Raw genomic sequence first — 18,083 nt, 5'->3', positions numbered from 1 at the left:
AGCGTAGCCGTCGGCGCCGCCGTCAGGGGCGGAGCAGGCCCTCGGCCACGGCGGTCGCCATCGACGGCGCGAGCGGGAGCCGTGGCACGAGCGTCGTCTGGAACGCGTGGTAGAGGTCCGCCTTGCCGGGCCACACGGTGCCCGCAGGCGCGTTGGACGGGTCGAGCTCGTGGAACCACGACCCGTGCTCGTGGTCAAGGACGTGCCGGTCGGCGTAGTCCCACCACCGGGCGTACAGGTCGGCGTACCGGTCGGCGGCCGTCTCGTCGCCGGCGCGGACCGCCCGTGCCTGGAGCGCAGCAGCTGTGTTGACGGCCTCCGCCACGACCCAGTGCATCCGCTGCCGGACGACGGGCTTGCCCTCCCAGTCGGTCGTGTAGACGAACCCGGGGGCGCCGTCGGCGTCCCACCCGTCGGCGACGGCCCGGTCGAACAGGGCCGCGGCGGCCAGGTGCAGGTCGGCTGACGACGACAGCCCGACACCGTCGAGCGCCGCCTCGAGGTGCAGGAGGAGGCGCGCCCACTCGAGCCCGTGCCCGACGGTCGCACCGTACGGCTTGAACGGGTCGTCGGGACGGTCGCGGTTGAGCTCGAGGTCGGGCACCCAGTCGGGCCCGAAGTGCTCGGGGATCCGCCAGTCGTGACTCTTCGCCTGCCCGACGACGAACTCCGCGATCCGCGCGGCCCGGCGGAGCCACGCGGGGTCGCCCGTGACGTCGGCGGCGGCCAGCATGGCCTCGACAGAGTGCATGTTGGCGTTGACCCCGCGGTAGGGGTCGAGGGTCGTGAAGGCGGTGTCCCAGGTGTCGACGGCGAGGCCGGCGTCGTCGTCCCAGAACCGCTCGAGGTACACCCGGGTCGCCTCGTCGAGGAGCTCGCGGGCGCCGTCGAGCCCGGCCCGGACCGCGGACGTGGCGGCGAGCACGACGAACGCGTGCTGGTACGCCTCCTTGCCCTCGGAGTGGGTGCCGTCGGGCAGGACGGTCCCGTACCAGCCGCCGTGCTCGACGTCGCGCAGGGGGCGCCCGGGCCGACGAGCCCGTCGAGCGCGCCCTGCGCGACGTCGCGTGCTCCCGGGATGCCGAGCAGGGTGCCGAGCGAGTAGACGTGCACCGTGCGGCCGGTGATCCACGTCTGGACGCCGCGTTCCGTCTCAGGTCTGCCGACCGCGTCGAGCCAGTACGCTCCCCCGCCGGGCGCGGCCGTCCGGCGGCCGAACGCGAGCAGCGACTCGGCGTGCTGCTGGAGCCACGCACGGTGCGTGGGGAGGTCGGTCCAACGGGTCATGCGCCACTCCTTGACGGTTCGTTGTGTGACAACGCTGTCGAAACCTTAGCGGACCCACCGGGCCACGAGGTCGTTCGCGGACCGCAGCACGCGCGGCCCGGTCAGCTCGGACGGGTCGATCGTGACCGCCGCTCGACCGCGCGACCCGGTCCGTGGCAGCGCGGCACCGGGGACGAAGCCGGCGTCGCGGACCCGGACGTCGAACGTGGTCGTCTCACCCGGCAGGAGGGTGACGAGCCCGTCCGTCGCCTCGAGCGACGGGTCGACGACATCGGCGAGGAGCGTGAGGTCCCGTACGAGGTTCTCGGCCGTCACGGTCACCCGCCACGCGCCACCCTCCGCGACCGCCCGTGCCTGAAGCCGGGGCGCCTCGAGCGCCGAGTCGCGCGCCTCCGCGAAGAACCACAGCCCGCGCTGCTCGCCGAGCGTCGCGACGAGCACCTCGTCGCGCGGGTCCCCGGGAGCCCCCAGCGCCGCGGGAACCGCCACGGTGGCCGTCCCGCGGGCCGCGACCTCGACCGCGACCTTGGTCGCGTCCTCCTCGAGCCCCTCGAACGTCAGGCGCTGCAGCACCACGTCGCCGCTCCACGGCACGGCCGTGTCGTTCACGACGACGACCGCGAGCCCGCCGTCCCGCGGCTGGACCGTGACCAGCCGGTCGGCGTGCGCGTGCGCGAGCGCGTGCAGCAGGGGCTTCGCGTGCCCGTCGCCGTCGACCGCCGCCCACGACGTGACCGGCCAGCAGTCGTTGAGCTGCCAGACCACCGAGCCCATGTTCCGCGGCGCCCACGACCGCAGGTGCTCGACGGCGAGTTGCACGGCGTTGGCCTGGTTGAGCGACATGGCCCAGTGCCAGTCGCCCATGTCGTCGGGCAGGGGCAGGTGCGCCACGAGGCCGTCGGTGAGCTTGTCGTTGCCGCTCATCGCCTTCTGGTGGACCAGCATCCCGGGCGACTCGGGGGTCAGCGGGGCGTCGTGGAGCGCGCGCGTGAGCGTCGACCATGCGGGCGGACCCTGCCAGCCGAACTCCGCCATGAACCGCGGCACCTCGTCACGGTAGTGCGGGTAGTCCTGGCGGTTCCACAGCTCCCACGAGTGCATCGACCCGTGGTCGGGGCTGTTCGGGTCGAGGTCGGTGCGGATCGGCAGGTCGCCCGACCACGGGCTCGACGGCGAGTACGGACGACCCGGGTCGAGCTCGTGCACGACCGACGGGAGCAGGTCCTCGTAGTACCCGAGCCCCCACGAGCGCCCCTGGAGCCGCTTCTCGAAGCCCCAGACCCGCACGCCCCAGACGTTCTCGTTCGACCCGTTCCACAGCACGAGGCTCGGGTGCGGCATGAGGCGCGCGACGTTGTCGCGGGCCTCAGCCTCGACCTCCGACCGCAGCGGGTCGTCCTCGCTGTAGGCCGCGCAGGCGAACAGGAAGTCCTGCCACGTGAGGATGCCGCGCTCGTCGCACAGGTCGTAGAAGTCGTCGGCCTCGTAGATCCCGCCGCCCCACACGCGGAGCAGATTGATGTTGGCCGCCTCCGCCTGGGCGATCCGGGCCGCGTACCGGTCACGGTTCACGCGGTGCGGGAACGCGTCGTCGGGGATCCAGTTCGCGCCCTTGACCCACACCGGCTGGTCGTTGACGACGAACGTGAACGACGTGCCCAGCTCGTCGGGCAGCGTGTCGAGCCGCACGGTGCGGAAGCCGACGCGCCCCTCCCACCGGTCGAGCGCCGCGCCCCCTCGGGGGCGACCTCGACGCGCACGTCGTACAGCGGCTGCTCGCCGTACCCGCGCGGCCACCACAGCGCCACGTCCGTGACGTCCACGGGCACGACGACGTCGCTCGTCCCCGCGGGGACGGTCGCCGACACCGTGGTCGGCTCGCCCGGGGCGCCGACGGTCACCGTGACGACGAGCCCGGCCTCGGACGTCGCCCGGTCGAGGACGACGTGCACGTCGAGGTGGCCGGTCGTGGCGCCGTCGGACGCGGTGCTCACGCTCGCGACGGGACGCACGGACGCGAGGCGCGCCGTCCGCCACGACTCGAGCCGCACCGGGCGCCAGATGCCGGACGACGCGGTGTCGATCCCCCAGTCCCACCCGAAGCTGCACGCCATCTTGCGGATCGCGTTGAACGGGTGCTTGTTGACCTGCGGGCGGTAGCCGAGCGCAAGGCTCTGCGCGTCCGCGTACCGGACCGGGGAGGCGAACCTCACGACGAGGTCGTTGCTGCCCTCACGCAGGAGCGCTCCCACCTCGAAGCGGTAGGTGCGGTGCATGTTCGCCGTGCGTGCGACCTCGGTGCCGTTCAGGACGACGGTCGCCACCGTGTCGAGTCCGTCGAAGACCAGCTCGTGCCGGTCGGCGCCGTCGTCGGGCGACCAGGCGAACGTCGTCCGGTACTCCCAGTCGCACAGGCCGATCCACTTGAGCAGCGCCTCGTTGTCGTCGAGGTACGGGTCGGGGATCGCGCCGGCCGCCAGGAGGTCGGTGTGCACCGACCCGGGGACCGTCGCCGGGTAGGAGCGCCCGTCGACCCCGCCCGCGACGGGCCCGCCGACGGCACGGACGGTCCAGCCGTCGTGCAGCCCGCGCCGGACGAGAGCGGGGGCGGACAGGGTCGAGAGGGTCGTCACTTGGTGGCTCCAGACGTCAGGCCGTTGTAGATGAACCGCTGCAGGGCGAGGAAGGCGACCAGCGTCGGGACGATCACGAGGATCGTGCCCGCCGAGATGACCTGCCACTGCGAACCGAAAGGCCCCTTGAACGCGAAGAGCGAGGTCGAGATGACCTGCAGATCGGGCTGCGGCATATAGAGGAAAGGGATGTAGAACTCGTTGTAGACGGCGATGCCCTTGATGATCACGACGGTAGCGATCGCGGGCTTCAGGAGGGGAAAGATGATGCGGGTGAAGATCGTCAGCCGGTTCGCGCCGTCGAGCATCGCGGCCTCGTCGAGCGAGCGGGGGATCGACTTCATGAACTGCAGGAAGATGTAGATCGAGACGATGTCGGTGCCCATGAACAGGACGATCGCGGACCAGCGCGTCCCGACGAGCCCGAACGCGTTGACGACCTGGTAGGTCGCGACCTGCGTCGTGACGCCCGGCACGAACGTGGCGACGAGGAAGCCGAACGCGACGAGCCACTTGCCCCGGAACTGGAAGCGGTCGAGCGCGTAGGCCGTCATGGCGCCGATGATCACGCTCCCCACCACCGAGATCACCAGGATGATCAGGGTGTTGAGGAAGCCGCGGACCATGTTGCCCTGGGTGAACGCGGTGACGAAGTTGTCGACGTTGAACCAGTTCTTCGGCGGGGTCAGCGGGCCTGAGGTCCGGTACTCCTTGTCGGTCTTGAACGAGGCCATGAGGATCGTCAGGATCGGCGTGATCGCGAACAGGCAGGCCGCGACCAGCGACAGGTACTTCAGCACCGTCGCGACGGGTCCGGCCACCGGGCTGCTCGCCCGCTGCCAGCGGGCGATCGTGCCGCGGACGCGGTCGGCCCCGGTGATCGGGACTCCGGGCGCCGGCTCGGGCTGCGTCGTCGGGCGGGCGGGAAGGGTCGGGGCGCTCATGCGCGGTCCTCCTTCTTCTGCTCGGGGAAGACCGTGCGCTGGATCGCGGCGACGAGCAGCACGATCAGCAGCAGGACGACGGCCATGGCGCTCGCGAGGCCGACCTGCCGGAAGTTGAAGGCGGTGTTGAGGGTCTGGATGACGAACGTCATCGTCCCGTTCGCGCCGCCGGTCATGATGTACGGGATCTCGAATGCGGACAGCGACCCGGAGACCGACAGGATCATCGTGAGCACGAGGATCTGGCGGATGCTCGGCGCGATGATGTAGCGGAACTTGTGCCACGAGGTCGCGCCGTCGAGGTCCGCCGCCTCGTAGAGCTCCGCGGGCACCGACTGGATCGCGCCGAGGAAGAGCACGAAGTTCAGACCCAGGTACCGCCACACCGACGTGCCCGCGAGCGACCAGTTCGCGATGTCCGGATTGCCGAGCCACTGGGGCGTGTCGTGGATCCCGACCAGCCCGAGGACCGAGTCGAGGGTCCCGCCCGGCCGGAAGAAGAACAGGAAGATCAGGCTGATCGCGACGCCGTTGATGAGGTAGGGGAAGAAGATGATCCCCTTGAAGAGGTTCCGCAGCCGGGTCTTGAAGCTGAGGATCGTCGCGAAGTAGAGCGCCAGCACGAGCTGGACGACCGAGCCGACCAGGTAGAAGAGGCTCACCACGAAGACGCGGAAGAGCGACGGCTCGGTGAAGAGCTTGACGTAGTTGTCGAGCCCGACGAACGGCATCTTCGCGTCGAGGCCGTCCCACGACGTGAAGCTGTAGCCGAACATGTTGAAGACGGGCACGTAGGTGAACGTGACCAGGAACGCGACCGGGACGAGCAGGAAGAGCCACGGGGTGATCCGCCAGCCGTGGCGGGACAGCGTGTCGTGGCTCCCCCGGCGTCGCCCGCGGCGGGACGGCGCCACGCGGGGTGCGGCGACCGTCTCCTCGAGTGCAGCCATGGTGGGGACCTCTCGGTCGGACGTCGACGACGTCGGGGTGGTTCTGCGGCCGCCGGCACGGCGGCCGCGGCGTGCGCCCGGAAGAGCCCCGGACGCACGCCGCCTCGGACGGTGTGGGCTACTGGGTGGCGACCTGCGCCCGGGCCGCGGCCCAGCGCTTGTTGAGGTCCGCGAAGAACGAGTCCTTGTCGCCCTTCGCCGCGCCACGCGCGACGTCGATCATCTGCTTGCGGTAGTTCGGCCCCTGGAGGTCGATCTGCGACGCGTTCTGGATGTCGGTGTCGAGCGTCTCCTGGCCCTTGGGCGCCGGGTTGAGCTCGACGAGGTCCACCCCGAAGTCCTGGAACGGCTTGAGGATGTCGGGCATCGCCCCGTCCTTGTTCGCGGGGATCCCGCCGTTGAGCTGCGCGAACCCGGACTCGTTCTCGAACCAGTCGAGCCACGCCTTCGCGGTCGCCTTGTTCTTCGAGTACTTGCTGATGCCGACCGTGTAGTCGCTGCCGATGATCGACTGGAACTTGCCGTCCTTCTGGAAGGGCATCGGCCAGAAGGCGATGTCGTCCTTCGACGCGCCGGACTTCACGGCCGCGTCCTGCATCTGCGGCGCGGCCCACGAGCCGAGCTGCATCATCGCGATCTTCCCCGTGCCGAGGAGGTTCTTCGACTCCTCCCAGTTGGTCGTCGTCGGGTCGGCCTCGGACAGCTTCTGGTGGACGATGTCGTAGAGCAGGCCGTCGATCTGGTACTGCTCCTTGCCCGAGTCCCACGGCGAGTCGTCGGCGTCACGGATCTTCGTGGCGTCGGGGCCGTTGATCGCGCCGGCGTTGTTCTGCCAGTTCGACAGCGGCCAGCCGTCGGCGTAGTTCGTGTAGTACGGCGTCGCCTTGGTCTTGTCCTTGATGGCCTGGAGGTCCTGGAGGAGCTCGTCGGTGGTCTTGGGCGGGGCAGTGATACCCGCGTCCTTCCAGACCTTCGCGTTGAGGACGTAGCCCTGCGCGGTGCCGAACGTCGACAGCGCGTAGACGTTGTCGTTGTACGCCTGCGCGTTGATGAACCGGTACGTCTTGCCGAGCTCGTCGACCGTGCCGAGCGGCTCGAAGAACTGCGGGAGCTGGTCCTTGGTGACCTTGTTCGGCACCAGGAGGACGTCGCCGTAGTTGTGCGAGTTGAGGCGGATGGTGACGTCGTCCTCGTAGTTGGTGATCGCCTCGAACTTCACGGTCGTGCCGGGGTACTTGGCCTCGAACTGCTTGGCGTAGTCCGCGAGCGTCGTCTTGACGAGGTCGGTCCGGTTGGTGAGGACCGTGATGGTCCCCTTGACGTCGCCCTGGAAGGCGTCGGTGGCAGCCTTCGTGTCGTCGCCGCCGGAGGCACCGCCCCCGCCGCCCACGCACGCGGTCAGCGTCAGCGCGACCGCCGCGGCGGTGACGCCCGCCGCGAGGATCCGTCGTGTGGTCATGTCGTGTCCTGCTTCCTGTCGTCGTTGACGTGTCGTCGTCGACCCGTCGGCCGCGCCGACGGTAGAACGCTTAAGTAGCACCACTCGCCTGAGGAGTCCGCTGAAAGGTCAGCGGTCGATGCCTCTGTGCGTCGCTGGTGTCACCGTTGTCATGATGGGACTAGTGAAGCGGTTAAGTTTGCGCGCGTCAAGACCGGTCGATCACGGTCGGATCACGATCCGCGAGGTAGACCGGCGGCCGTACTACCTCGCGGGGACGGGGGCCGTCGTGCCGCGCGGGCGCAGCACCGGCGTCGAGTCGAGGAAGCTCGCCTTCGGCTTGCCGTCGACGGCGTCGAAGAGCCGGCGGGCCACGTGCGCGCCGTAGCGCGTCACGTCGTGGCTGAGCGCCGACAGCCGGGGATAGGTCGCCGCGCACAGCGGCGAGTCGTCCCACGCGATGATCGACAGTTCGTCCGGGACGCGCACGCCCAGCTCGCTCGCGACCCCGAGCCCCGCGAGCGCCATCACGTCGTTGTCGTAGATGAACGCCGTCGGACGGTCGGCCTCGCCCGACGTGAGCAGCGACCGCGTCGCGGCGGCGCCCTGGTCCGGGGTGTAGTCCGTCCGGGCCACGTACCCGCGCACCCCCAGGCGCTCCGTCTCGTCCCGGAACGCGTCGTCACGGATCAGCGTGTGGCCGTAGCCCTCGACGCCGGCGACGCGCGCGATCCTCCGGTGGCCCACCGCGTGGAGGTACCGCACGGACTCGCGGATCGCGGCGGCGTCGTCGGTCCACACGTTCATGAGGCCGTTCGCGAGGGTCGGGTCCCCGACGACGACGGCGGGGAGCGCGTCCGGCTCCGACAGGAGCGCGACACGGGGGTCGTCGATGCGCGGGTCGACGCACACGACCCCGTCGACGCGGCGCGCGGCGCGCCACGTGCGGTAGGTCGCGAGCTCGACGTCGAGCGTCGGGACCACCTGGAGCAGCAGGCCGTACGACCGCTTCTCGAGCTCGGACTCGATGCCCGCGATGAACTGCATGTAGAACGACTCGACGCCGAGCGTCGACGGGTCGCGGGCGAGGACCAGGCCGACGGTCTCGGTCTTCGCGCCCGAGAGGAGCGCGCCGCGGACGACGGCTGCCAGCCCAGCTCCGACGCGACCGCCAGGATCCGTTCCCGGGTCTCGCGCGAGACGCCCGGCCGGTTGTTGAGCGCGTACGACACAGCGCCCGTGGACACGCCGGCACGGCGTGCGATGTCCGAGATCGTGATCCGGGCCACCGTGTCGCTCACTCTCCGCTCGTCGTCGGACGGGCCTCGCGCCCCGACCACGGTCAGCGTATCCGCGGCGAAGCCCTGGGCGGGCGAGCGCCCACACGACGAGGGGACGGGGAGAGCATCCGACGCCGCCATCCACGATCTTCTTCAGGCCGTCATCCGGCGTGCCACCGACACCAGCCGGCGGGTCAGAAGTGATCGTTTCCTAACAAGTTACAAGTGGGTGATGCTGCGCCCATGAGGGTGCGTCCTGGCTACGGGGACGTCGTCGATGGAGAGCACGGTCCGTCCATCGTGGGGCAGGCCGCTCGACGATGGCAGGACCCCGGCTCCCTCGTTGGCTACCCATGTCCCGTCCAGGGACCGCATCCGTGCGATAAATCGTTCCCTGGACGAGGGGTCGACGTAGACCAGGACCGCACTGTGGAAGACAACGAGGTGCGCGTCGGCGGGCCTGTCGTCGAGAAGGGGGTCAAGATCGTTCAGTAGATCCCCTCGAACCAGATGCGGCGGATCGAGGGCGGCGATCGCGCACGCAGCCCGCAGTCGTTCGCGACGGTCGTCATGCTCTGGCCAGATCAGTGTCTGGAGCCAGGCGACGTCGTCTGGATCGGTCACGTCGAGGGGGTTGAGATCGATCCCCGCGCGCCACACGACCTGAGGCAGGGTGGCAGGAATTTGTGCCGGGTCGTCGACCGCGCAGTCGATGACGACCGACGAAGGGCCGTCCGGCGGATCGAGCGCGATCGTCGCGCCCGGAGAGCGATACCGGTAGGAGTAACGGTCAGGGTAGAGACACAGCCCCGCAGAGGCGCCCACCTCGACCAGAGCCAGCGGCCCGTCTAGCTTCGCCAGAGCCTGCAGGAGCACAGCACACCGCGCCGCCTCGTTCGTCTGGGTCGCACGTTCGAGCGCGACCGTCGCGAGCGCTCCCCAGCGCTCGACGAACCAGTCCCGGACCTGTTCGTACGGCGCGAGAGGAATGCCGACCATGCGTGCGGCCGCGAAGACGAGGTTGGGTTGGCGCTTTCCTGCCGGTAGCGCCTCGACGAGTTCCCGAACGTGGTCGTCGGCGGCGATCGATCGCGCCCAGTCGTCGTAGAGGGTGAGGACCCATACGCCTCGAGGTCGGCCCACCGAACGTATGCCTCAGCCAACGTCGCCACCTGCTGAGGATACGCACGAGCCGGGGACGTAGGTCTCGTTCCACCACCGGCGCACCTGGGCTTGTGCCGCTTCAGCGCCGATCAACGGCCCGTAGTGCGAAGGAATCACGGTCTCCCCGTACCTGCAGATCGCGCCGACGTCCTCCGGCTCGGCGTCACGAACCACTGCGCCAGTCGTAGTCGTCATCACCGTTTCCTTCCAAGACACCCGTACCCGCGCGCCGGCCCCCGGCCGCCTTCTCGCCTCACCACGGCACGCCCGTGACGAGCGCGCCCATCCTGGCGCGGTTTCGATCACCCAGGACCATGAATCGGCCGGATCCACTAGCACTCGCAGTCGCTTCTGGGGTACCACGTCGAGGGCCGCGGGTCTGATCGACATCGTGATCAGAGCCCGGCCCCCCGATTGGGGGCCGGGCTCCGGTGGTCTGCGGTCAGCGACGGGGGTGCGCCGCGAAGAAGTCCCATAGGAGCGCGCTCGCGCTGATCTCCTGCGTGACCGTCCCGTTCTCCGACTGGTCCGCCGTCGTCCCGGGCCAGGTGTGACCGCCGCCCGAGACCCGGTAGAGCTCGACGTCCGCGCGACCGTCGCAGCGCGAGTAGGCGAACCGTGTGACGTGCTCGCTCACCGCCGTCGACGACGGCCCGACCCGGCAGCCGTCGAGCCGCGCCCAGGTCTGCACCGCGACGGGCACGGCGTAGCCCCAGCGCAGGTCGGTGCTGCCCTGGTACGGGTTGGTGTAGTCGGCGTCGCCGTGGAACTCGACCACGGGAACGGGACGCGACGGGCGGCAGTCCGCGACGTCGGGCACGCTCGTGTCGAGCGGCGACGGGCGCCCGGCCCGCAGCCCGGCGACCGTCCCGACCGCCGCGAACTGGTCGGACCGCTCGCACGCGAGGGCCGACGCCATGCGTGCGCCGCCGGAGTACCCGGTCGCGTAGACCTTGTCGGGGTCCGCGCAGGCCCTAGCGCCGACCTGGGTGGCGACGGCGCTGAGGAAGCCGACGTCGTCGCGCGCGTCCGCGGGCGGCAGCTGGCCCGCCGTGGTCGGGACTCCCGGCACGTTCCACGCCCAACCGCCGTTCAGGGCGATCGCTGCGGTGGGGTCGGCCACCACAAAGCCCTTCGCGTCGGACAAGGAGTCGAAGCCGCTGATCGCGGACTGCGCCGCACCGTCGGCGCCGGACCCGTGGAGGTCGAGCACGAGCGCCGGCCCGCCGGATCGGCCGCCCGAGCCGTGGTGCGCGGCCGTCCGTGCCGCCGACGCCGGCACGTGGACGCGCACCTGGTACGTCGCCCCGCCGTAGGTCACGGGCACGTCCTGGGTGCCTGCGGCCAGCCCGGGCGCACAGCGTGACGCGGCGTGCGACGTCGACCCGTGCCCCACAGCGGTGCCCGCGCCGAGGGCAACCGTCCCGACGGCGCCCGTCAGAGCCGCTGCCGCGAGCACCAGTCCGCCCACGCTTGCCCCTACCGTCCGCCGTGCACCGAGGTGCCATGTCGTCTTTCTCATCGTCTCGCTCCCTTGAGGACGTACAGCCACGCCGAGCCGTGCGCCGGCGCGTAGGTGGGGTCGCCCGCGTAGTCGAGCGCCAGCCGGACGGTGCCCGGCGTGGGCGGCGCCGTGACCTTCACGGTCGCGCGGCCCTTCGCGAGCGTCGCGGTGCCCATCGGGACGCCGTCCTCATCGCGGACGGTGACGGTGCCCGTGGCCGTGCCGCGGAGCCCGAGGACCTGCACGAGCACGTCGACGCGGTCGCCGGCCCGGGTGACCGGCGGCAGGGCGAGCGCGAGCACGGCCGACCCGGCGGTCCCGGTCGCCTGGGTCGTGCGAACCGCACGGACGTCGTCGACGTCGAGCACGCCCGTCCCGGAACCGCCCAGGTAGAACGAGAGCTGGGTGACGGACGTGAGGTCGAGCGGCCCCTCGCCCGACGCCCACGACGGCGGCACGAACGCGTCGAACGGCACGGTCACGACGCCCGCAGCGGCGGGGCCGGTGCCCGGCAGCGTCGCCTCGTAGTAGGCGCCGTTGGCGACGATCTGGACGCTCAGGCTCTGCCCCGCGCCGACCTTGCTGCGGTCGAGCCACAGCGACAGTCCGTCGTAGCCCCACCAGTCCTGTGCCGTCCCGAACGTGCGGGTCACGCCCGCGTAGCCCGGCGAGCCCAGGTCGTAGGTGAGGCGCAGCGCGTTCCCGTGCCCGGTGCCCGCACCCGACGGCGTGAGGGTCGGCGTGATCGCCCCGCCGCCGGTGTTGCGCACGTACGCGGCCGCGACGTCCGCACCGGTCGCGTACGACTCGAAGTCGTCCGCGGTGGTCGGGGTCGTGGGCCGGGTGGCGGTCCTGAAGGACGCGACCTTCGACGACGACGTGCCGGCGCCGTTCACCGCGGTGACCTGCCAGTAGTAGCGGGCCGCCTCGTCGAGCGCGATCGCCGGCGTGAACGTCGTCGCGCTCGTCTCGGTACTCGCAACCGGGTCGCGCAAGTCGGCGTGGCGGGACAGCGTCACCCGGTAGACGGCGGCGCGCGCCGTCGCCTTCCAGGTGAGCGCGGGCACCCCGCGCACGTCGGTGGCGGCGTCGGCCGGCGCCGTGGTCGTGACCGCTGCGGGAGCGGCGACGCCGTCCGCCGCGCTCGCGAGCAGCCGCAGGTCCCCGAGCTGCTGCGCCCACTCGGGCGTGCTCCCGTCCGGCCATGTCACGCGCACGTGCCGGACGCCGGACAGCCCGCGCACGCTGTACGCGTCCTTGGTCCAGCTCCCGCCGACCGCGCCCGGGGTCGTCGTGACCGCCGGGGTCACGTCGCGCCAGGTGGCGCCGTCGTCGGACACGGCGAACGTGAGCGGCTCGGCCGCCTGGTCCGGCCAGTAGTACGCGGTCGCGTCGAAGCCCGTCAGTCCCTGCGGAGCGTCGGACGACGAGACCGACCACTCGGCCGACCCCGCGCCCGCCGACGTCCGCGTCGCACGACCCGTGTCGCCGCCGAACAGCGTGGCGTTGCCGGAGTCGATGCCGACCGTGCTGGTGTGCGCGGACGTCAGCGACAGGTCGTCGAGCGGGTCGGCGAGCACCGCCTCGTCGGGGGTAGCGCGCAGCGCGACCCGGGTCAGGCCGGTCTCCGTCGCGGCGACGCCGGCCGGCCAGGTGACGCGCAGCCGGTCGGCGCCCGCGGGGGCGTCGGCGGTCACGGTCCAGCGGCCGTCGCCCGCGGTGGCGGCGTGCGCGTCGAGCGTCGTCCAGGTGCCGTCGGCGGTTGCGGCCTCGAGCGTCAGGGCGGGAGGTGCGTCGGCCGCGACGGACAGCGTCACGGAGCGGAGCCCCGGCGCCGACCATGTCGCCGAGCCGCCGTCGGTGCTCGTCGGCACGACGACGGCGTCCTCCCCCAGCGGGTGCACCGCGAGGCCCGTGTGCGTGGCGAGCGGGGTGAGACTACCCACCGCGTCGACGGTGAGCTGCTCGCCCGCGCCGACCGTCACCGGGTCGGACGCCGGGCCGTGGGTCCCGTCCGCCGCGACGGGCACGACGCGGTACGTCGCGGCGCCCTGGGTCGCGGTGTCGAGCCAGGGCGCGTCGCCCACGGGGTCGGTCGTCAGGGTGGTCCACGACGTGCCGTCCTCGCGCTGGACGAGGTAGCCGGTCGCTCCGGTGGCGCCGCGCCACGCCAGGCGGTGGAGGCCGTAGTCGCTGGTCACGGACGTGACGAGCGGGGCTCGGGTGATCGTGGGGGCGACCGCGGTACCGAGCGAGCGGGCGTAGTCCTGCTGCGCCGCGACGTTCGCGCGCATCGTCGCGTCGTCGGCCGGGTAGTGGATCTGGAAGCCGTCGTCGTGCTGGACGAACCCGCTCGTGTCGTCGTGCGGGAACAGCGACCAGGACAGCATGCCGGTCACGTTCGCGTCAGCCGTGAGAGACGGCAGGACGGTCGCTGCGGCGTTCGAGTCGTACTCGCCCGCGATGTAGGCCTTGCCGGCGTCGGTGATCGTCTTCGCGTCGGCGGTCACCTTCGCGACCGTCGGCGGGTAGTAGTGCACGTCGACGACGTCGACCTTGCTCGCCGCCAGGGTGTCGGGGTCGATGTCGAACCGGCGGCCGGCCGCGACGAGCTGCCGCGGCGCCTCGTCCTTGAGCTGGCTCGAGATGGTGTCGATCCACGACGGCGTCATGCCTTCGAGCTCGTTCCCGAGCTCCCACGCCATGACCGTCGGGTCGTCCTTGAGTGCGAGCCCGGTGTACGGGTTGACGTGGTTCAGGGCGGTCCGGACGTAGTCCTGGAAGTCCGCGATGATCCGCGGGTCGGAGTAGAACTGCGGGCAGTCCGCGGACGAGTCCTCGCACAGCCCGTACGTCCGCGCGAAGTCGCGGAGCCCGCCGTGGTAGTACGCCCAGTTGTCGGTCAGCGGCAGGACGAGCCGGATGCCCTTGCTGCCGGCGTACGCGATCGCGTAGTCGATGGTCGACCACGCGTCCTCGTTGTAGCCGGCCTCCTTCGACGGGAGGAGCGACTTGGCGTTGCCGGTCGAGACGAGCATGTGGGACCGGATCACGGTCGCGCCGAGGTCCTGGGCTGTGTCGATCGCGTCGCGGATCCGGAAGAAGGTCGGGTAGTCGACGGTGCCGGGCGGCACGTTCTCGTCGAGGGCCAGCCAGTAGGCGTTCGTCCCATTGAAGCGGAACGTCTGGCCGTCGAGCCGGAGGTGCGCGCCGTCGTGCGTGACGAAGCTCGTGTTGAGCGACGCCCCGATCTCGGCGGCCGACGGGTCGGTGAGCCTGCTCTCGGTCACGGGTGCTCCTGCTGGGCCGGCGCCCGCGGCGTGCGCCGCGGTCCCGGCGAGGACGGGTGTGCCGACGGCGAGCGCCGCCGTCAGCGCGGCCCCGACGGCAGCACGCGTGCGTCGTCGGCCGGTCCTGCGTGGATGGGTGTTCATGGTGCTCCGCGCTCCTTCGCGTGGGCTTCGGCGACGCTCGGCGCGCGCCGGTCGGACGACTGGTCCGCCATGCGAAAACTTAACCGCTTCATCGCATTCGGTCAACGGTGTCAGAGGAACGTGGGGCCAGCGCCGACCATGACGTTGTCCCCCCGATCAGGGGGCGAACGGGAGGACAACGTCATGCTCGGCACGACACGGGGGAAAACGTCATGCTCGGCGGGGTGCACGCCGCGCACGGGACGACGTGGCCGTGCGGGAAGCAGGACGAGATCAGCCCGCAAGACTCCACTGCTGGTTCGTCTGTCCGTTGCACGTCCAGACCTGCAGCGGCGTCGAGTCGGCGCTGTTCTGCCCCGTCACGTCGAGACACTTCCCCGCCTGCGGGTTGCGCAGCGTCCGGGTGCCGTCGTCGTACGTCCACTGCTGCGCCCCGGACCCGTTGCAGGTCCAGAGCTGTACGGGCGTCCCGTCGGCGGTGCCCTGACCGGTGACGTCGAGGCACTTGCCGGAGCCGGCGTTGACGACGGTCCCGGTCCCGCCCGGTGCGGCCACGGTCCAGGTCTGCGCGACGCCGGCGGCGCACGTGTAGAGCTGGACGACGGTGCCGTCGGCGGTCCCGGACGCCCGCGCGTCGACGCACTTGCCGGCGAGCCCGGTGATGGCGCCGGTCCGCGCCCCGCTGCCGGGGTCGCTCCCTCCGCCGGAGGCCGGCAGGGAGAGCTTGCCCTGGTAGAGCACGCGGGGGTTGAAGTAGGTCGCCTGGATCTCGGCGTCGGTGTTGTTCCCCTGGAGCTGCTCGGACCAGATCATGAAGTACGACCACTTCGGCTGGCTCGCGAGGAACGACTCGGTGGGCATCTTCCCCATCTCGGCGATGGCGATGGGCTTGCTGCCGGCGATGGACTGGATCTGTTGGTAGTCGCCCGCGCTCGGGTAGCTCTTGTACCAGGCGTCGAGGCTGACGACGTCGACGTACGACGAGCCCGGGTAGTAGGTGGACCAGCCGCCGGCGGGGTTGTCCTGGACGTTCCACACCCAGATGAGGTTGGTGAGGCCCTTGCTCACGAGGTAGTCGTGGGTGATCCGGTAGAGCTGGGCGCTCTTGGCGCCGTAGCCGCCCCACCAGTTCCAGGTCTCGTTCATCTCGTGCAGCGGCCGGAACAGCACGGGCACACCCGCGTCCTTGAGCTGCTGGAGGTAGGGCACGGCCTCCTGGAGCCGGTTCTTCCAGGCGGTGTTGAGGGCGGTCCCGTCGGTGATCACCTGGTCGAACTGGTCGTTGGTGATGCGGGACTTCACGCCGCCGTCGAACGAGCACGAGCTGCCCATGGTGGGCGGGCAGACGTGCCAGGTGAGGGCCACGAGCGACCCGTTGGCCCACTCGGTCTTGGCCTGGTCGATGACGCGCTGCCGGTTGGCGACGTCGGACGGGTTGAACATGAGGTCGCCGCCCCACAGGCCGGGCCACTGGCCGGTGACGTTCTTGACGACCTGGCTGTAGTGGTTGGGCTGGGTGGCGGGTTCCTTGTTGTGCTGCCCGGCCACGACGTGGTTCCCGCTGATCGAGGCGAGGTAGTCGAGGACCTGCTGCTTCGAGGACGCGGGGAAAGCCTGGGCGGGGGCACTCACGGCGAGGCCGGCTGCGCCGACGAACAGGGCCGCGACCAGTCCGGCGACGATCCGACGACGGCGCGCGCCCCGGGCGAGGCGGCCCGCGTTCACCGGTCGCTCCAGCTGTAGGAGCCGACGCCGTCGGCGGGGAGGGTGGCACGGAACGTGCTGTCGCCGACTCGCACGGCGAACGCCTGCGTGGCCTTCGCGGTGTTGTGCACGACGACGGCGAGCGTGCCGTCGGGATTGCGGAAGGCGACGGAGTCGAGCTGCGCCGTCTGGCCGTCGACGTTGTTGACGGAGGTGCTCATGATCCGGGTCGCGCCGGGCGTGACGAACCGCGAGAACTGCGCGAGCAGGTAGTAGCGCGGGTTGTAGGTGACGGCCTTGGTCGTCGAGTCGACCGTCACGAGGCCGGTGCAGGACTCGCAGCCGCCGACGAAAGGCCCGTGGTTCTCGTCGAGCGCGACGTTCCACGCGGTGACGGCCTGCCCCCAGTTGCGCAGGCTCCCGATGGCGTCGTTGATGTCGAGCCCCTCGCACTCGGTCTCGAGGATCTCCTTGTCGGGGTGGAGCGTCTTGAGGGTGCTCTGGATCGCGGGGTCGCCGTAGTAGCAGTGGTAGGCGGTGCCGTCGATCCAGCGTGCTGCCTTGGTCTGGAGCAGCGAGAACGGGTAGTCGGCCTCGGGGCTGCCGTTGACCTGCTCGAGGCGACCGGCGTCCCAGGGGTGCACCGACCAGTTGTGGTCGAAGCCCAGGATCTTGGTCTTCAGCCCGGCCCTCTTGATCGCCGGGCCGAGCTTCTCGATGACCTTGGCCTCCTGCGCCACGTCGAGGTTCGTCCCCGGGTAGTTGCTTCGGTCGAGCGCCTGGGGCTCGTTCTGGACGGTCAGGTAGTCGACCCGGACCCCCGCCTTCTGGTACGCCCGCAGGAACTTCACGAGGTACTCGGCGTACGCCTGGTAGATGCGCGGCGAGTCGATGAGCTTTCCGTCGATCATCGAGTCGGACGTCTTCATCCAGCCGGGCGGGCTCCAGGGCGTCGCCATGATCGTGAGCTTCGGGTTGAGCTTCTTGGCCTGGCGCAGCAGCGGAAGGATCTGGTCCTCGTCGTGCGCGATCGAGAAGTGCTTGAGGGCGTAGTCCTTCTGGCCCTGCGGCATGTCGTCGTAGCTGTAGACGGTGCGCGCGAGGTCGGACGCGCCGATCGGCTGGCGCAGGAAGCTGAGCCCCGCGCCCTGGTCCGGGTCGAAGAGCTGGGTCATGACGGCGTCGCGGTCGGCCTTCGGCAGGAGCGACAGGTCATACGCGGAGGCATCGGTCAGGGACGCACCGAACCCGGTGATCTTCTGGAACCGGAGCGACGGGTCGACGGTGACGGTCGTGCCCGTCGGGAACGCCGACGACGTGGTGTCCGCGAGCGCCGAGGCCCGGCCGGCCGAGTCGGAGGAGGCCTGCGCCGTCGTGCGGGTCAGCGCGAGGTGCTGCGTGGTCGGGCTGGGGTGGTCGGGCGTCGAGACCGACGCGGTGACGGAATCCGAGGTGCGCGCGGCGGGCGTGGTGGGATGGCTTCCCGCGGACGCCGACCCGCCGGCGAGAAGGGGAACAGCGACGAGCGCGGCGAGGGCCGCGCCCGTGGCGAGCGTGCGTGTGGTGCGTGGGCTGAGCATGCGAAACCGCCTTTGTTCCGTTGCTGATGCGTCACGTGCGGGGCCCCGCGGAATGCGCGGGGCGAAGGTGTGCTGCGGTGGATCACCTCCCGTGAGGACGGCGTCGTCCTCTTGCATCACTTAACCGCTTCACACAGAATGTGTCAACGTTGGCAGACAGGGGCG

11 protein-coding genes and 2 pseudogenes are annotated in these 18,083 nt (G+C 70.8%); all 13 read right to left on the bottom strand.

Annotated features, from left to right (window positions below; all coding sequences use genetic code 11):
• Positions 1–22: 22 nt before the first annotated feature.
• Positions 23–1,132, bottom strand: coding sequence for an AGE family epimerase/isomerase (locus QQK45_RS08800; protein ID WP_284292947.1), 1,110 nt, complete (start codon positions 1,130–1,132; stop codon positions 23–25).
• Positions 1,096–1,287: pseudogene (locus tag QQK45_RS08795) on the bottom strand (AGE family epimerase/isomerase); the annotation flags it as partial. The gene QQK45_RS08800 and the pseudogene QQK45_RS08795, both read right to left, overlap by 37 nt.
• Positions 1,288–2,855: 1,568 nt before the next feature.
• A complete protein-coding gene (locus tag QQK45_RS22065) occupies positions 2,856–3,920 on the bottom strand; it encodes a glycosyl hydrolase 2 galactose-binding domain-containing protein (RefSeq protein ID WP_348525182.1) in 1,065 nt (354 codons plus the stop codon).
• The gene (locus tag QQK45_RS08785) at positions 3,917–4,864 is read right to left on the bottom strand and encodes a carbohydrate ABC transporter permease (protein ID WP_284292945.1); all 948 of its coding nucleotides are present in this window, start codon (positions 4,862–4,864) and stop codon (positions 3,917–3,919) included. The genes QQK45_RS22065 and QQK45_RS08785 overlap by 4 nt, the downstream gene beginning before the upstream one ends.
• The gene (locus tag QQK45_RS08780; RefSeq protein ID WP_284292944.1) at positions 4,861–5,814 is read right to left on the bottom strand and encodes a carbohydrate ABC transporter permease; all 954 of its coding nucleotides are present in this window, start codon (positions 5,812–5,814) and stop codon (positions 4,861–4,863) included. Before QQK45_RS08780 ends, QQK45_RS08785 begins: the two co-directional genes overlap by 4 nt.
• 118 nt (positions 5,815–5,932) lie before the next feature.
• The gene (locus tag QQK45_RS08775) at positions 5,933–7,273 is read right to left on the bottom strand and encodes an ABC transporter substrate-binding protein (protein ID WP_284292943.1); all 1,341 of its coding nucleotides are present in this window, start codon (positions 7,271–7,273) and stop codon (positions 5,933–5,935) included.
• Positions 7,274–7,516: 243 nt separating this feature from the next.
• Positions 7,517–8,299, bottom strand: coding sequence for a LacI family DNA-binding transcriptional regulator (locus tag QQK45_RS08770; RefSeq protein WP_284292942.1), 783 nt, complete (start codon positions 8,297–8,299; stop codon positions 7,517–7,519).
• A gap of 152 nt (positions 8,300–8,451) precedes the next feature.
• Positions 8,452–8,673: pseudogene (locus tag QQK45_RS23115) on the bottom strand (LacI family DNA-binding transcriptional regulator); the annotation flags it as partial.
• 78 nt (positions 8,674–8,751) lie between these two features.
• Positions 8,752–9,675, bottom strand: coding sequence for a DUF2332 domain-containing protein (locus QQK45_RS08765; RefSeq protein WP_284292940.1), 924 nt, complete (start codon positions 9,673–9,675; stop codon positions 8,752–8,754).
• 463 nt (positions 9,676–10,138) lie between these two features.
• The gene (locus QQK45_RS08760; RefSeq protein WP_284292939.1) at positions 10,139–11,167 is read right to left on the bottom strand and encodes an extracellular catalytic domain type 1 short-chain-length polyhydroxyalkanoate depolymerase; all 1,029 of its coding nucleotides are present in this window, start codon (positions 11,165–11,167) and stop codon (positions 10,139–10,141) included.
• Between the two features lie 47 nt (positions 11,168–11,214).
• Positions 11,215–14,634, bottom strand: coding sequence for an Ig-like domain repeat protein (locus QQK45_RS08755; protein WP_284292938.1), 3,420 nt, complete (start codon positions 14,632–14,634; stop codon positions 11,215–11,217).
• Between the two features lie 273 nt (positions 14,635–14,907).
• On the bottom strand, positions 14,908–16,359 hold the full coding sequence (locus tag QQK45_RS08750; RefSeq protein WP_284292937.1) for a glycosyl hydrolase: 1,452 nt from the start codon (positions 16,357–16,359) through the stop codon (positions 14,908–14,910).
• On the bottom strand, positions 16,356–17,918 hold the full coding sequence (locus tag QQK45_RS08745) for a glycoside hydrolase family 30 protein (protein WP_284292936.1): 1,563 nt from the start codon (positions 17,916–17,918) through the stop codon (positions 16,356–16,358). Before QQK45_RS08745 ends, QQK45_RS08750 begins: the two co-directional genes overlap by 4 nt.
• Positions 17,919–18,083 lie beyond the last annotated feature (165 nt).

Source organism: Luteimicrobium album, assembly GCF_030161555.1.
In the GTDB taxonomy this organism is placed as follows: Bacteria; Actinomycetota; Actinomycetes; order Actinomycetales; family Cellulomonadaceae; genus Luteimicrobium; species Luteimicrobium album.
The sequence above is the reverse complement of the archived record's forward strand: the minus strand, read 5'-3'. Positions and strand labels throughout refer to the sequence as shown.

Excerpts from the sequence above, each read along its gene's own strand:
- QQK45_RS08785 (WP_284292945.1), bottom strand. The coding sequence starts at position 4,864 with ATGAGCGCCCCGACCCTTCCCGCCCGCCCGACGACGCAGCCCGAGCCG.
- QQK45_RS08780 (WP_284292944.1), bottom strand. The coding sequence starts at position 5,814 with ATGGCTGCACTCGAGGAGACGGTCGCCGCACCCCGCGTGGCGCCGTCC.
- QQK45_RS08775 (WP_284292943.1), bottom strand. The coding sequence starts at position 7,273 with ATGACCACACGACGGATCCTCGCGGCGGGCGTCACCGCCGCGGCGGTC.
- QQK45_RS08770 (WP_284292942.1), bottom strand. The coding sequence starts at position 8,299 with ATGCAGTTCATCGCGGGCATCGAGTCCGAGCTCGAGAAGCGGTCGTAC.
- QQK45_RS08755 (WP_284292938.1), bottom strand. The coding sequence starts at position 14,634 with ATGAACACCCATCCACGCAGGACCGGCCGACGACGCACGCGTGCTGCC.
- QQK45_RS08745 (WP_284292936.1), bottom strand. The coding sequence starts at position 17,918 with ATGCTCAGCCCACGCACCACACGCACGCTCGCCACGGGCGCGGCCCTC.